Annotated in this window: 16 protein-coding genes; 14 read left to right on the top strand and 2 right to left on the bottom strand. The window is 52.1% G+C overall.

The window, feature by feature from the left end; genetic code table 11:
- Window positions 1-26 precede the first annotated feature (26 nt).
- The 11 genes from GOB90_RS11190 to GOB90_RS11140 all read left to right on the top strand — a co-directional run bounded on the left by GOB90_RS11190 (window position 27) and on the right by GOB90_RS11140 (window position 9,482).
- Window positions 27-1,379 (top strand): outer membrane beta-barrel protein, encoded by a 1,353-nt coding sequence (locus GOB90_RS11190; protein WP_173572055.1) that lies wholly within the window; start codon window positions 27-29, stop codon window positions 1,377-1,379.
- Between the two features lie 22 nt (window positions 1,380-1,401).
- Entirely contained in the window at window positions 1,402-2,049 is a 648-nt protein-coding gene (locus GOB90_RS11185; protein ID WP_306309422.1) for a polysaccharide biosynthesis/export family protein, read from the top strand.
- Window positions 2,050-2,494: 445 nt separating this feature from the next.
- Complete coding sequence (purB, locus tag GOB90_RS11180; protein ID WP_146887330.1) at window positions 2,495-3,847, top strand: adenylosuccinate lyase; 1,353 nt, start codon at window positions 2,495-2,497, stop codon at window positions 3,845-3,847.
- A gap of 134 nt (window positions 3,848-3,981) precedes the next feature.
- A complete protein-coding gene (gene purC / locus GOB90_RS11175) occupies window positions 3,982-4,746 on the top strand; it encodes a phosphoribosylaminoimidazolesuccinocarboxamide synthase (protein WP_146887468.1) in 765 nt (254 codons plus the stop codon).
- Between the two features lie 41 nt (window positions 4,747-4,787).
- Entirely contained in the window at window positions 4,788-5,030 is a 243-nt protein-coding gene (gene purS / locus GOB90_RS11170) for a phosphoribosylformylglycinamidine synthase subunit PurS (RefSeq protein ID WP_146887332.1), read from the top strand.
- Between the two features lie 50 nt (window positions 5,031-5,080).
- A complete protein-coding gene (locus GOB90_RS11165) occupies window positions 5,081-5,416 on the top strand; it encodes a Rap1a/Tai family immunity protein (protein WP_338077518.1) in 336 nt (111 codons plus the stop codon).
- Entirely contained in the window at window positions 5,413-6,114 is a 702-nt protein-coding gene (gene purQ, locus GOB90_RS11160; protein ID WP_146887336.1) for a phosphoribosylformylglycinamidine synthase subunit PurQ, read from the top strand. Before GOB90_RS11165 ends, purQ begins: the two co-directional genes overlap by 4 nt.
- Window positions 6,111-8,321 (top strand): phosphoribosylformylglycinamidine synthase subunit PurL, encoded by a 2,211-nt coding sequence (purL, locus tag GOB90_RS11155; protein WP_146887338.1) that lies wholly within the window; start codon window positions 6,111-6,113, stop codon window positions 8,319-8,321. Before purQ ends, purL begins: the two co-directional genes overlap by 4 nt.
- 55 nt (window positions 8,322-8,376) lie before the next feature.
- Window positions 8,377-8,613: a BolA family protein gene (locus tag GOB90_RS11150; RefSeq protein WP_146887340.1), complete on the top strand. Its 237-nt coding sequence runs from the start codon at window positions 8,377-8,379 to the stop codon at window positions 8,611-8,613.
- Window positions 8,614-8,664: 51 nt separating this feature from the next.
- Window positions 8,665-9,000: a Grx4 family monothiol glutaredoxin gene (gene grxD, locus GOB90_RS11145; RefSeq protein WP_146887470.1), complete on the top strand. Its 336-nt coding sequence runs from the start codon at window positions 8,665-8,667 to the stop codon at window positions 8,998-9,000.
- A 167-nt stretch (window positions 9,001-9,167) separates the two neighbouring features.
- Window positions 9,168-9,482 (top strand): hypothetical protein, encoded by a 315-nt coding sequence (locus GOB90_RS11140; protein WP_146887342.1) that lies wholly within the window; start codon window positions 9,168-9,170, stop codon window positions 9,480-9,482.
- Window positions 9,483-9,565: 83 nt separating this feature from the next.
- Here GOB90_RS11140 and GOB90_RS11135 read toward each other — a convergent pair whose 3' ends face one another.
- A complete protein-coding gene (locus GOB90_RS11135) occupies window positions 9,566-9,892 on the bottom strand; it encodes a YraN family protein (protein WP_242011962.1) in 327 nt (108 codons plus the stop codon).
- 479 nt (window positions 9,893-10,371) lie between these two features.
- On the opposite strand from GOB90_RS11135, the gene dapB reads away from it, so the two are divergent.
- The 3 genes from dapB (at window position 10,372) to trmB (ending at window position 13,289) form a co-directional block, all read left to right on the top strand.
- Window positions 10,372-11,172, top strand: a complete 801-nt coding sequence (gene dapB, locus GOB90_RS11130; protein ID WP_146887346.1) for a 4-hydroxy-tetrahydrodipicolinate reductase — start codon at window positions 10,372-10,374, stop codon at window positions 11,170-11,172.
- Window positions 11,173-11,333: 161 nt separating this feature from the next.
- Window positions 11,334-12,521 carry a methionine adenosyltransferase gene (gene metK / locus GOB90_RS11125; protein WP_146887348.1) on the top strand — a complete coding sequence of 396 codons (1,188 nt, stop codon included), beginning with the start codon at window positions 11,334-11,336 and terminating at the stop codon, window positions 12,519-12,521.
- Window positions 12,522-12,539: 18 nt separating this feature from the next.
- Window positions 12,540-13,289, top strand: coding sequence for a tRNA (guanine(46)-N(7))-methyltransferase TrmB (trmB, locus tag GOB90_RS11120; RefSeq protein WP_146887350.1), 750 nt, complete (start codon window positions 12,540-12,542; stop codon window positions 13,287-13,289).
- A 253-nt stretch (window positions 13,290-13,542) separates the two neighbouring features.
- Here trmB and GOB90_RS11115 read toward each other — a convergent pair whose 3' ends face one another.
- Entirely contained in the window at window positions 13,543-14,610 is a 1,068-nt protein-coding gene (locus tag GOB90_RS11115) for an IS5 family transposase (protein WP_146887352.1), read from the bottom strand.
- Window positions 14,611-14,876 lie beyond the last annotated feature (266 nt).

The following is a 14,876-nucleotide window of genomic DNA, read 5'->3' as shown; positions in this document are numbered from 1 at the left end:
AAAGGTATCGGCGTAGTCCGTCGTCTTTGAGCCAGTTTTTAAACGGTCTTGTTCTGAGATGTTATCAGGTCATTTTGCCTGCATCGGCTTTGAGTAATTTATTTTTTCCGAACGAAGCTCATGCGCAGCTTATTATGAAATATTTTCCTAGCGAACTGCCTGGTTATTCAAGCGATTCTACTGCATCTGTCGTCATGCATCAAATGGTGCAAAATATTCACCCAGGTATTTCTGTGGGGAGTTACATTGTCAGGCCAGTCGCTTCGCAGTCATTTGGATATAATACCAATATTCTGGCAGCACCGCATTCATCCGGGGCCAGTATTGCGACATCGGCTTCAGTCAGTGTTGTGTCAAACTGGACGCGCCATGCAATCGGTGCGTCTATGAGTGTTAACAATACAGCGTACCCGACACTTTCGGCTGCCAATCAGACGAACTGGACCGCTGCAACCGGTGGTTCGTTGAATGTGGGCCGCGATACGGTCAGTGCCGGGTATTCGCATTATGTTCTGCATTTATCAGCTACTGATCTGGGCAATTTCGGAGTTTCTTATCCTGTCCCATACTCGGATGATGACTTTCATCTCAGCTACAGGAAAAACTGGGCCCGTTTTGCTTTAATTCCGAGTGCTTCATATGATAAATTTTCTTTTGGCTCAGCCGGGGGAACATCCGCTTTTGCTGGCAGAGATACAGATGCGTTGAGTCATCAGCTCGAAACTCAGGCATTGCAGGGGAGATTCGAGGTTTCAAAAGGTAATGCCCTTGTAGCCATTCTTCGTGGAACTGAAGCGCAGTTTCAGCCTGTAAACGGTGCGACGCCAGATGATTATGTCAGTGCAGGCGGATTTGTTGGCGTTGATATGCGAGCCAGTTCCGTTATTCAGTACCGAGCTCTTGTCGGGGGAGAGTCCCGACAGTTTATTCGCAGTTCAACGCGAACGATTACGACGCCAACTGCTGAAGTTGATGTTATCTGGATGCCTGATCGAATGAATACGGTAACTTTGACAGGCCAGCGCGGTTTATTTGATCCAACATCACCTTTTTCACACAGTCAGGTGATGTCAACGGTACGCGTCCAGGCAGATCATGAATTGCGCAGAAATGTCTTTCTACGTGGTTCTGCGGGTGCGGCTGTAACGGACTCACAGGCTACCGGAACGGGCACGACGGTCCGCACACGTCGTGAGACGCAATTTACCTTCGGTGTTTCTGTGAACTGGAAGGTAAATCGCGATTTTACAGCGTCACTTAGTTACAGCCACATAAGCAGTTACATGAAGCACGGGGTGCCATCTGTGACGGAAGATAGTGTCGGGCGAGCGACATTTACCTCTAATACCATTATGGTGGGTCTTTCTTTTGCGCGCTAATAACTTAATCAGGAAGATACAAATGAGTTCGACCGACCTTCGAGCAGAAAAAAAGACTCGTGAGATGAAGAAAAAAGGTTGGCTGAAGCAAGCAGAAATCGGAACATTAGGGCGGTTTCTTTGTTATGGTTTTCTTTGTAGTGGTCTGATGGCCTGCTCTCCGACGCATGGCCTTGCCCCGCTGCCGCCAGCTACGGGATTTTACCGGCTGGGGGCTGGTGATCAGATCCGGGTTCTTACATATAATGATCCTCAGCTGAGTAATACATTCACGGTCGGAGATGTTGGTACGATCGCTTTTCCATTAATCGGGGCTGTTAAAGCGGCAGGAGAGACATCACAGGGGCTGGCAAGTGAGCTTTCTAATGCCTTAAGCTCGCGTGGATTGTTGCATAATCCAAGTATATCTGTTGAAGTTACGCAGTACAGACCTATTTTTATTCTGGGCGAGGTATCGAGGCCCGGGCAATATCAGTATCTTCCCGGCATGACGATGCAGTCTGCAGTTGCGCTGGCCGGTGGATATACTTATCGTGCTATTAAGGATACCGCGAGCGCAGAGAGAACAGAAGGTCTTAAGGAAAATCAACAGCCTGTAACCGGCAAAATAAAGCCGGATACATTGCTTGCGCCTGGAGATGTCGTGACAGTTTATGAGCGTTATTTTTAACAGGCAGATCTTTGAGGACAGTTAACTTGGCGGGACAAGGTGGTGTAACGCCAGCCATCCTATCCACGCCCAGAACGGGCAACAAAGAAGCCCGCCAATTGCCATTCCGCGGAAAGCTGAACTTTCTGATGGAGAAGTGTCACAATCTACAGTTTGATGTGAAACTAAGGTCTGATTGCGCTGAGGTCGGAAATTACCAATCTCCCAAGAGGACGAGGCAGTTTGTGTTTGAGGTATGGTCATAATGCCGGTCATCCCTTTTCTTGATGTTTGTCTTATTTATGGTTCCATTGCTTAATATTGAGTTAACTCCATCGCGGTGTGAGGAATGTCGCTGTTTCGGCCGGCTTTTGAAGTGAGATGTATCACCGGCGCCTGAAATGTTTTAGGACGCGACCAGTTGTGTCTGGTTAAGCCGGCCTGAATCAGAGGAGGGAAGCATCCGATGGTGCCTCGTTATACAAGACCCGCAATGGCTGCCATATGGGCGCCAGAAAACCGTTATCGTATCTGGTTCGAAATTGAAGCGCTGGCTTGCGAAGCTATGGCTGGACTCGGGGAAATCTCGGTTGAGGCTGCCAGAACCATTCGTGAGCGAGGGGATGCGGCGATGGCCGCTTTTTCACAATCCGATCTGAAGCGCATTGACCAGATTGAGGCAGAGACCCGCCACGATGTCATTGCGTTTCTTACCTGGCTTGCTGAAAAAATTGGTCCTGATAGCCGCTTCGTGCATTTAGGTATGACGTCATCGGATATTCTCGACACATGCCTTGCCGTGCAACTAAGTCAGGCGACAGATCTTCTGTTAACCGATGTCAATGCAGTTCTTGAGGCGCTCAGAAAGCAGGCATTTGCTCATAAATATACCCTGACGATCGGGCGCTCTCATGGAATCCATGCTGAACCGACATCGTTTGGCCTCAAAATGGCGGGGCATTATGCAGAATTCGAGCGGAACCGTGAACGTCTCCTGACCGCGCGGACTGAAATTGCGACCTGCGCAATTTCTGGTGCCGTCGGTACTTTTGCGCACCTTGATCCGCGTGTTGAATCTTACGTCGCAGAGAAGCTGAAACTGAAGCCTGAGCCGGTTTCGACGCAGGTTATTCCCCGTGATCGTCATGCAGCCTATTTCTGTGCGCTTGCGGTGACGGCAAGTAGTATTGAGCGGCTTGCTACAGAGGTGCGTCATTTGCAGCGATCGGAGGTGCGGGAGGTCGAGGAATTTTTCCATCCGGGCCAGAAGGGCTCGTCGGCTATGCCGCATAAGCGTAATCCGGTGCTTTCAGAGAATCTGACGGGTCTTGCCCGCCTTGTACGTTCTCATGTGATTCCTGCCCTCGAAAATGTTGCGCTGTGGCACGAACGCGATATCAGTCATTCGTCAGTAGAGCGCAATATCTGCCCTGACGGAACGATTGGTCTTGACTTTGCCCTGACTCGTCTTGCCGGAATGATGGATAAGCTGGTCGTCTATCCGGAGCAGATGGCTGCGAATATCGAAAGTCTTGGTGGAGTAGTACATTCCGGAGAGGTTCTGCTTGCGCTCGCTCGCGCCGGAGTGCTCCGTGAGGACGCATACAAAATTGTCCAGAGGTGTGCGATGGCAACCTGGACTCGTCTGGGTAAGCCGGACGGTCGCACATTTCGTGAAAATCTGGCCGCTGATCCGGAGATAGCAGGGAGAATAGCACCGGAAGTGCTTGATGCTGCGATGGATAGTCGCTCGCATCTTCGGGCGGTCGATGAACGTTACAGGCTGATTTTCGGAGAGACAGGTCCCGTTGTCCGCTGAGAAAGAGAAACTGCCCTAGGGTCCGGCCCGGGCAGTATCATCCTGGGCCGAAGGCTGCTAATAGGCTCCGGTATGCGAAGGCCTGTGGCCCGGAACCCTGTGGATATTTATCCGCTCAGAGAACAAGGATGACAATGGCCCGCCGCCGCCAGCTGTACGAAGGGAAAGCCAAGATTCTGTTTGAGGGACCGGAGCCCGGGACGCTCGTGCAGTATTTTAAGGACGACGCTACAGCCGGGAATGGGTCCAAAAAGGGAATTATCACCGGAAAAGGTGTCCTGAATAATCGCATCAGCGAATATATCATGCTGAGACTGCAGGAAGTGGGTATTCCAACCCATTTTATCCGCCGTATTAATATGCGGGAACAGCTGATTCGCGAGGTCGAGATCATTCCTCTTGAGATCGTGATTCGTAATGTTGCAGCTGGAAGTATTGCAAAACGTCTGGGAATACCGGAAGGGACCAGGCTGCCACGCTCGATTGTCGAATATTATTATAAAAATGACTCTCTTGGCGATCCCATGGTGGCGGAAGAACATATTACAGCATTTGGATGGGCCAGTCCTCACGATATGGATGATATGGTTGCCATTGCGTTGCGTGTGAATGATTTCCTTTGCGGGTTATTCGCGGGTGTCGGAATTATCCTTGTCGATTTTAAGCTCGAGTTCGGTCGTTTATGGGAAGACGAGGAAATGCGCATTATCCTCGCTGATGAAATATCGCCGGATAACTGCCGTTTGTGGGACGCGAAAACGAGCGAGAAACTGGATAAGGACAGATTTCGGCGTGATATGGGGCGGGTCGAAGAAGCCTATCAGGAAGTTGCCCGACGACTCGGAATACTGCCTGAAGCCGGGAACGGCGATATGAAGGGCTCGGAGATGATGCAGTAGCTCTGGGTGACTGCGAGGATAATTGTGGCTGGAGAGGCGGCATGAAAGTACGGGTAACGGTTTCCCTCAAGGATGGTGTGCTTGATCCTCAGGGTAAAGCAATCAGCCATGCGCTTCATGTTCTGGAGTTCCCGGAGGTCCGCGAGGTCCGTACCGGAAAAGTTATAGAACTTGATCTTGAGGAAACTGATCCTGGCCGTGCTGAGCAGCGGGCGCGTCAGATGGCAGAAAATCTTCTGGCAAATCAGGTTATTGAAGACTTTGTAGTGGAGATCCTGAAATGAGGATATTCGGCCTGAAGAGTGCTGTATTTATTTTCTGTATCGGATCATTCGTGTCTGCTCATGCGGATGCCCAGAGAATCTCTCCGATGAAGGCGGGAAATTTCGGGCGCATCTGCTCGCGTCCGGCCGGGGCAGAGGTGTGCGATGCCTACATTTCAGGTGTTGCGGATGCGGGTACTCTCGCAAAGATTAATGATCGTAATGAAGGCGACCCGAAAGCGCCGGCAGGTTTTTGTATTCCTCAGACGGAGGCCGGTGCTGCCATGCGTGGCAAAGTGATTTCGTGGCTGAAGGCGCATCAGAATGTGCTCGATAAGCCTGTAGGCGAAAGCGTTTTTATGGCGCTGCATGACTCTTACCCCTGTTCTTCAGGTAATGCCAGATGAAAGCAGGTATTGTCGTATTTCCGGGCACCAATCGGGAGCGCGACATGGCAATTGCTCTCAGATCCGTTTCCGGGCATGCCCCGAAAATGCTCTGGCATCGGGACGTCACGTTACCCGATCTGGACCTGATAGTTTTGCCTGGCGGGTTCAGTTATGGCGATTATCTTCGCTGCGGAGCTATGGCAGCCCACTCTCCGATCATGCGTGAGATAAAGAAATTTGTGAAACGGGGCGGCTATGTACTCGGTGTATGCAACGGTTTTCAGATTCTGACGGAAACGCAAATACTTCCGGGTGCATTGCTGAGAAATGCCGGACTGCGTTTTTTGTCGCAGGATTGTTTTCTTCGTGTGGAAAATGAACGGACACCGTTTACGGCCGGATGGCGGAAAGGCGGCGTTTTTCGTGCACCTCTGGCGCATGGTGATGGAAATTATGTAGCCGACGACGCAACTTTAGGTAAGCTCGAAGCTGAAGGGCGGGTTGTATTCCGATATTCAGCTTCGAGTGGTGAGGTATCTCCAGGGGATCGGGATACGAACCCGAATGGCAGTATGGACGCCATAGCGGGAATTGTCAGTTCTGACGGGCGGGTGTGTGGCATGATGCCGCATCCTGAAGATCTGGTTGATCCGCTCATGGGGGGCGCAGATGGCAGACCGCTGTTCGAAAGTCTGGTGGAGGCATTCGTCCGGTGAATGTGAAACAGAAAACTGTTGATGCTGAGTTGGCACGTGAGTTCGGGCTCTTCGGAGAGGAGTATGCTCAGGTTCTGGAAATTATGGGCAGAATTCCCAGCCTGACCGAACTTGGTGTTTTCTCTGTAATGTGGTCTGAGCATTGTTCTTATAAATCGTCACGGAAGTGGCTCCGGACATTACCGACAACTGCGCCTTGGGTGATTCATGGTCCCGGCGAAAATGCCGGGGTCGTGGATATCGGGCAGGGACTTGCTGCCATTTTTAAAATGGAAAGCCATAACCATCCCTCGTTTATCGAGCCATATCAGGGAGCGGCGACGGGTGTTGGTGGTATTCTGCGCGATGTCTTTACGATGGGCGCCAGGCCGGTTGCTAATCTGAACGCCCTGCGCTTTGGCTCTCCGGAGAACCCGCGGACGCGACAGATTGTCGATGGGGTTGTGCGCGGTATTGGCGGATACGGTAACTGTGTTGGTGTGCCTACTGTTGGCGGCGAAGTAAATTTTCATTCAGCTTATGACGGTAATCCGCTCGTCAATGCAATGACCGTGGGAGTGGCGCGACAGGATCGGATTTTTTTGTCCGCAGCAGCGGGGATCGGAAATCCCGTTGTGTATGTCGGGTCAAAAACCGGACGGGACGGCATTCACGGGGCGACAATGTCGTCTGCAGAATTCGATGAAAATGCGCTGGCTAAGCGACCTACCGTTCAGGTCGGTGACCCTTTCATTGAAAAGCTGCTGATAGAAGCATGCCTTGAACTCATGGCTACTGATGCGGTCGTAGCTATTCAGGATATGGGTGCTGCGGGCCTGACGTCCTCGTCCGTTGAGATGGCGGGGAAAGGGGGCGTCGGGATCGAGCTTGATCTGGATGCCGTACCGCAGCGCGAACCGGACATGACAGCTTATGAAATGATGCTGTCAGAAAGTCAGGAGCGCATGCTCATCGTTCTCAGGCCAGAGTGCACGGAGCAGGCACGGGCGATTTTTGAGAAGTGGGAGCTTGATTTTGCGGTTATCGGGCATCTGACGGATACGGGAAGGATTGTGGTCCGGCATAAAGGAAATGTGGAAGCCGATATTTTACTGGCACCACTTGCCGATCAGGCCCCGGTTTATGATCGTCCGGTTGCCTCGCTTCCTTTTCCGGAACCTACTGGCCCGATTCATGACCCTGTCGGTCTGGAGCAGGCTGTCATAAAACTGGTGAGTTGTCCGGATCTGGCTTCCCGTGCATGGATCTGGAATCAGTATGATAGCACTGTCGGCGGCCAGACAGTCCGGCGCCCGGGTGGTGCGGATGCTGCCATTGTACGTGTTGAAGATACATCGATTGGCCTCGCTCTCACAACGGACTGTACGCCTCGCTACTGTCAGGCCAATCCTAGAGCCGGTGCAGCTCAGGCGGTTGCGGAAGCATGGCGGAATATAACGGCGACAGGTGCAACGCCGCTTGCCGTAACAGATAACCTGAATTTCGCTAACCCTGAAAAGCCTGAAATTATGGCGCAGCTTGTGGCTGCCATCGAAGGTATGGGGGAGGCGTGCCGGGCTCTGGATTTCCCCGTCGTGAGCGGCAATGTGTCTCTCTATAACGAAACGAGAAACCCGGATGGAACAACGAGAGCTATCCTGCCAACGCCTGCTATTGGTGGTCTCGGTGTGCTCACTGATGTTGAAAAACATGTTGGCATGGCTATGCCGGAAAGCGGTACGTTGCTGCTACTGGGAGAAACAAAGGGTCAGCTGGGACAATCTTTGTGGCTGCGGGAGATTCTTGGTCGGGAAACCGGCGATGCTCCGGATGTAGATCTCAGTGCTGAGCGCCGGAACGGAGATTTTGTTCGCAAGCAGATCGCGCTCGGGGCGATCGCAGCGTGTCATGATGTCTCAGACGGAGGAATACTTATAGCGGTTGCTGAGATGGTTATGGCGGGTGGCATTGGATGTGAGCTTGAACCGCCTCAGTCCGGCATGAGACCGGAGGCTTACTGGTTTGGTGAGGATCAGGGAAGATATCTTATCGCTGTTGCCGGTGATGGTCAGGAACTGATGCGCGAAGCCGCTGAGTGCGGAGTTGCATCGCGCTTGCTGGCCCGGATTGGCGGCGCAGGTTTGACATTGCCCAGCGGCGCGACAATATCCATATCCCGGTTGAGAGTGGCCAGCGAAGCATTTTTTCCTGCCATGATGAGTGTCTGAGGTTGGAAGACGGGGTGGCTGTTATCTGGCAGCCAGAAGAACGAGGAGCGATCTGATGGCTATGACGGCACCTGAGATAGAAACCTACATTCGTGAGGCATTTCCGGATGCTGTTGTCAAAATTGATGACCTTGCCGGAGATGGAGATCATTATGCCTGCACGGTCATCAGTGAAGCTTTTCGGGGAGTTTCGCGGGTAAAACAGCATCAGATGGTGTATAATTCTCTCCAGGGTCATATGGGGGGAACACTTCACGCGCTTGCATTGAAGACTGCTGCTCCTGAAATATAAGCTGATGCCTGACAGACGATATAACAGTTTCTGGAAATCGGAGTAATGAAGATGTCCACTCCCGTAGGACAGCGCATTCAGTCGCTGATTGAGTCAAATCCTGTCATGCTATTTATGAAAGGAACGCCGGATTTTCCACAATGTGGTTTTTCCAGTCGTGTAGTTCAGATTCTCAACCATATTGGTGTGCCGTTCAAGGCAGAGAATGTGCTGGCCGATCCTGAGATCAGAGACGGAATTAAAGTATTTTCCGACTGGCCAACGATTCCGCAGCTCTATGTAAAAGGCGAGTTCGTTGGTGGCTGTGATATTGTTAGCGAGATGGCTCAGTCGGGCGAACTTCAGACGTTGCTCGTTGAAAAGGGAATCGCGACAGCCGTGGCCTGAAATCCGGAAATACGCTTCGTAAAAAAACGCGCGCTTTATGGGCGCGTTTTTTTTATTATAAATGCGCCAGACGCTCTTCCGTAATATCGGTGAGGTCGTGCTTTGTGGGTTGCCGGCAGGACGTGACGGGCTATAGTGCTTTGCAGAATTGATGGGTGAGAGTTGCAATGATCGGAAAAGTGCTGCGAAAGCTGACTTTGTTTACGGCAGGTGTTTCTGTGGCTGTTATATTTTTCGGAGAAAAGCCAGCATATGCGGAACGCGTAATTTCTGATTATGAAGCCAGTAAACTTACATTAGAATCGCTCACTGCGACGCCTGTTTATCATGTTCCCCGGCATGTTTCCGTTGCGTCTCATAGTGGTAGCCGTATTGCCTGGCAGCCAGCTGCTCGTCGTAACTCTCATGGTCTTGTTCATCTGGCATCTTTTCATGTGGCGAGAAGAACTGTTTCTGCCGCACATGTCAGGCATCGCACTTAAGGTAAAAAGGATAGCTCGCTCTTCCCTCTCAGAGGGCTGGCCGGGTTTTTCCGGATAGTGATCATCCGCTCCCGGGATATGTATCAGTCAAGCCAGAAAGCGTTTTTGATTCGTCTTGCCGCTCCGGTGTTATTGACGGCAACCAAGTCAAAGCTGATTGACTCGTAGTCCCATTCCGGGTGGTTTGCGAGAATTATTTCGGCAGCTTTTATAATGCGATGTTGCTGACGATGGGTGAGAGCTTCCATTGCTTCCGCCCATGTTGGCCTTTGCTTTACCTCCACAAAACAGAGTTCACTGGTTTGCTGAACAACCAGATCAACCTCACCACATGAGGTTCGTGCTCTTCTCAGCAATATAGAGGCTCCGCTCGCACTCAGTGCTGCTTCTGCAATAGTTTCAGCCATCATACCGGAGGTCCAGGCGCGATGACCTCTGGTGGCATAACGTGTTTTGGAAAGACCGTTGTGCATTATCTGGCTGTATCTCAAACATAGATAAAAAAATTATGAATACATAGAGTAAATGCAACCTCTGTTAACTGCAGACTTACTCATTATGATTTTTTATGAGCATTGGGTGTCGATTAAAATTACGTAATGGGCGTAGCGCTTCTCACGTCGCTATGTCCGACAGAAAATTGTGATTTTCTGTTTCACGTCTGCATCGAATCTGTTTCACGTCTGCATCGAAACTGTGATTGCTGAGTGCAGTCAGGGGCCTGCTGGGGGCGTCACCGGAACATTGAATGAGCGTAGCAAACGTCGTAGGAGGAAGGGGTCCATGGTGGTCCCCCAACTCGCACCGTGGATGAATACCGGCGGCGCGGTCCTTCCCCCCAGGTCGCGTCGCCACCCGTTTTTTCTGTCTTCAGAGGACGTCGCTGGTGATGACCCCGCATTCATTACGTATTGGCATAGCCGGAATTACCGGACGAATGGGGCAGGGGCTTGTCTGTAGCGCACGGGAAGCTGGTTTCATCGTTACAGGAGGAACGTGCCGGCAATCAGGAACAAAAATAACCGGCGCCGACCCGCTGATGAATAACCTTCGGCTGGTTCGTAATCTTTCTGATCTTTTGGCAGATGTTGATGTTATCATAGATTTTACGAATGTTTCGACAGTTGTTTCTCATGCGGAAACTCTGGCGGAGGCGGGCGTTCCGTGGGTATTGGGGACCACGGGGTTAACTGCGGATGATCAGCGTGCGGTGAATGCTGCGGCAGATCATATTGCAGTTGTTCAGGCTGCAAATTTTTCGGCAGGCGTAACACTGGTTTTGCGTCTCGCACGGGAAATGGGGGCTGTTCTGTCGGGTGATCGATATGACGCAGAAATTGTCGAGATGCATCATCGTCAGAAAGTCGATGCACCTTCGGGCACGGCCCTCGCTATTGGCGAAGCTGTTGCTGAAGGCAGGGGAACCAGCTTGGCTGCCGTCCGGGTGCCGGCGAGGGAAGGGCAGTGCGGAGTTCGGCAGGCCGGTACGATAGGCTTCGCAGCTTTGCGTGGTGGTCAGATTGTAGGCGAGCATAAGCTGATCTTTACCTCTGCGACGGAGCAGATCGAATTAGGCCACCGTGCATTTGATCGGCGGGTTTTTGCAGATGGGGCGGTACAGGCGGCAAAATGGGTCGTCTTCCAGGCCCCGGGACTTTATTCGATGGAAAACGTATTGGGACTCGCATAAACAGAGGACATCAGGTCACGGCATCCCGCCACGTGTGACCCAGATTAACAGCCTTGCGGCTTGACCCGCGGCATATCCTCCGTCAAACGACATGCCTCCCAGGCGAAATGTTCGTGGGGTCGTGACAGTTCCACCTTATTAGCGAGGCAGTCGGCACAATCATGCTCAAGCACGGCGAGTTTCTGTTTACCTCGGAGTCAGTGTCCGAAGGTCACCCGGATAAGGTGGCTGACCGGATCAGTGATACCGTTCTGGACGCATATCTGACCGCAGACCCTGAGTCGCGCGTTGCGTGCGAGACAATGGTGACGACTAATCGCGTCATTCTTGCAGGTGAGGTGCGTGGTCCGGCATCCGTAACGCCAGATAGTCTGATTGAAGCGACCCGGGCGGCGATTCGCGATATTGGATATGATCAGGCTGGATTTTCCTGGAAAAATGCTGAAATTTCGAACTATCTTCATGAGCAGTCCGCAGATATTGCCGTCGGTGTAGACAGCGCGGGCAATAAGGATGAGGGAGCTGGCGATCAGGGAATTATGTTTGGTTTCGCCACGAACGAAACTGAGACTCTCATGCCTGCGCCGCTTTTTTATTCGCATAAAATTCTGAAGACGATGCGGGATCTGCGTCGCGCCGGTGATCGCCGTGCAACAGGCCTTCAGCCGGATGCAAAAAGCCAGGTCACCTTACGTTATGTGAATGGAAAGCCTGTCGGCGCAACATCGGTTGTTATTTCTACGCAGCATGATGAAGGCATGAGCCAGAAGGACATGCGCGAAGAACTCAGAACGATTGTTGCAGATGTACTTCCTGAGGGATGGCTGCCGCCGGAAGACGAGTTTTATGTTAACCCCACCGGAATTTTTGTCATAGGCGGTCCTGACGGGGATGCCGGACTGACCGGTCGCAAGATTATCGTAGACACCTATGGCGGTGCCGCTCCGCATGGTGGCGGTGCATTCTCAGGGAAAGATCCGACGAAGGTTGATCGTTCAGCTGCCTATGCCTGCCGCTATCTGGCTAAGAATGTTGTTGCCGCGGGTCTGGCAGATCGTTGCACTTTGCAGATTTCTTATGCGATCGGTGTCTCGCATCCCCTCTCTGTATATGTTGATCTCGACGGGACCGGTAAGGACGTGGACGAAACCAGGCTTGGTCAGGTTCTGCGTGAAGTGATGAATCTGTCTCCGCGTGGTATTCGCCAGCATCTGCGCCTGAATCGTCCGATTTATACAGAGACCTCTGCTTACGGACATTTTGGCCGCACACCGGATGAGGCGCGCGACACATTCCCATGGGAGCGGACAGATCTTGTTGACGCTCTTCGTGGTGCATTCAGCCGTTAAAAGCGAAGTTTGCTAAGGATGGTGGAGCGCGAAAAGCCGGACTTGTCAAAGACGCAGACAGAGCATGTTGGGGCTGACTCAAAACCACCGGTTCCGCGTCTTTATGGGAGGCAGAAGGGACGGCCGCTCAGGCAGCGCCAGAAGCTTCTGATGGAGCAGGCGCTTCCACGGATGCGCTTTCCGCTGTCCGATGCTGTATCTCCGCCTTCTGCGTTTGCTGAGGTGCCTTCTGAAACCTGGCTGGAAATCGGTTTTGGCGGTGGTGAGCATGTTGCTGCTCAGGTGGCGGCTCATCCGACAGTCGGGTATATCGCTTCAGAGGTTTTTGAAAACGGTCTCTGCTCGCTTCTGTCTCGTTTGTTTCCTGAGGGCGAAGAAGAAACAGGGCGCGTTCCGCCTCTTCTTAAAATCTGGGATGATGATGCCAGGTTGCTTCTGGCGAAATTGCCGGATGCCTCACTTAGTCGCCTTTTCCTTATGTTTCCGGATCCGTGGCCGAAAGCCAGACATGCGAAACGCCGATTTGTTCATCCTGGAAATCTTGCGCAGGTAGCAAGAGTGTTAAAACCAGGGGCTGAATGGAGAGTCGCTAGCGACGACCCGACCTATCAGGAATGGGTCCGGGACGTGATGGGAAACCAGTCTTTCTTTAAAGTTGTCGAACCCGAGGTTATCCGGCCTTCAGACTGGCCTCCGACCCGCTACGAAGCTAAGGCCATTAAGGCTGGCCGGACTCCGTTTTACTGGAGCTTTATTCATAATACATAAGGTTTCGGAGAAAAGGTCATTCCGGGATTTGTCATCGGGCAGATTTGATATTTATTTGATCAATTGTATTCAAAGTTCGGCGAAAAAATTACGGACAAACAGCATGATAAAGGAAGCTGGAGGGATCGAAGAACCATTGATTGATATCCTGGCTGCTTGATTTCAGGCGCAGGGAACGATGATTGGTGGTTCTGTTTGGAGTTGTCTGTCGTGCCGTATATAGGCAGGACGAAGTTCACTGCATTCAGGATCGCTATGCGGCTCCGCCGACCCTCTCCAGGAAGAGAAAGCGGCGCATGTTGTAGACGATGTTGGCCAGCCCGATCCTCATGGTGGCTCGCGTGATCCCGATAGTGCGGATGAACAGCCTCATCTGTGATTTCTGATCGGCGAAGACGTGCTCGACACGCGAACGGATAACGGACTTTCCGGCGTTGGATCTCTGGATATGTCGTGGCATCAGTTTGAGATGTGGCTTCTTGCGATGTACTCTGGAAACAAAGCCCTGCTTTTCCATGAAAGCCTCATTGGCCTTTGAGCGATAGGCTGTGTCGGCCCAAACCGTTGAGGCCGTATTGGTCTTATCCAGCAGACCCTCTCTCAATCGAGCGCCATCACTGGCTGCCGCATCGGTCGTCTTCCATTTTCGGATCAGCCGAAACTTTCGGTCGATGGAAATATGGGATTTGTAGCCAAAGAATGGGATGGCAAGATCCGTTGCGGGCTCCTGCCGCTTGGCCTTCGTGAACTTCAACGTCCAGTGCGCATGACGGTCTTTGTGAGAAAGCTTTGAGGGCTTGTCCTGCCAGTCTTGTGAGATTCGTCCTTCACGCAGATCCATCTTCTCGGCGTTTGTATTGCGCTGCTTTGGAGCTGCCACCAGAGTTGCGTCCAGGATCTGGCCTGACATCGGCAGATAGCCTGCGTTCCGCAGAATCATATCGAACCGGTTGAACAGCACGTCGATGGCACCGGCCTGCGTCAGACGTTCCCGAAACAGCCAGATTGTTTTGGCATCCGGGACGCGGTCTGACAGCCCCAGACCGAGAAAGCGCATGAAAGAGAGACGATCATTGATCAGGTATTCCGTCCGTTCATCGGACAGATTATTCAGCGTCTGGATCACGAGGATTTTGAACATCAGCACCGGATCAAACGGAGGACGACCGCCTTTGCTCCCATCCGCGTAGGCCAGAGCCTTCTCCAGGTCATGACGGAACACTTCGAAATTCACAGTCCGGGAAAATGCCTCGAGCTGATCGCCAAGCCCACTCAACCGAGCAAGCAGCTCTTCAACATCAAAGAAACCTGGCTGCTTCATTCTATCCACCCCTCATCACAAGATGAGAGATGGAATCATACAGCACCCATCAAAACCAGGGGGGTTTTCGAACTCTCCAGGTGTCTGATGAGGACATGCGGTCCACGTTGATCGTCTGAGACACGAAAGAAGCGAACTGGCCTGTGGAGCCTCTGACTGGCTGTCATGTCAGGCTTAATCATTCCGTTGTGGTTCGTAAGCTTTGTATGTTGAGTTTCTGAAAGACTCTTACAACTCCGACGCATATAGCAAATTCCCCCCGGATA

This window comes from Acetobacter oeni, assembly GCF_011516825.1.
GTDB lineage: Bacteria > Pseudomonadota > Alphaproteobacteria > Acetobacterales > Acetobacteraceae > Acetobacter > Acetobacter oeni.
This window is presented reverse-complemented; position numbering and strand designations above follow the sequence as displayed.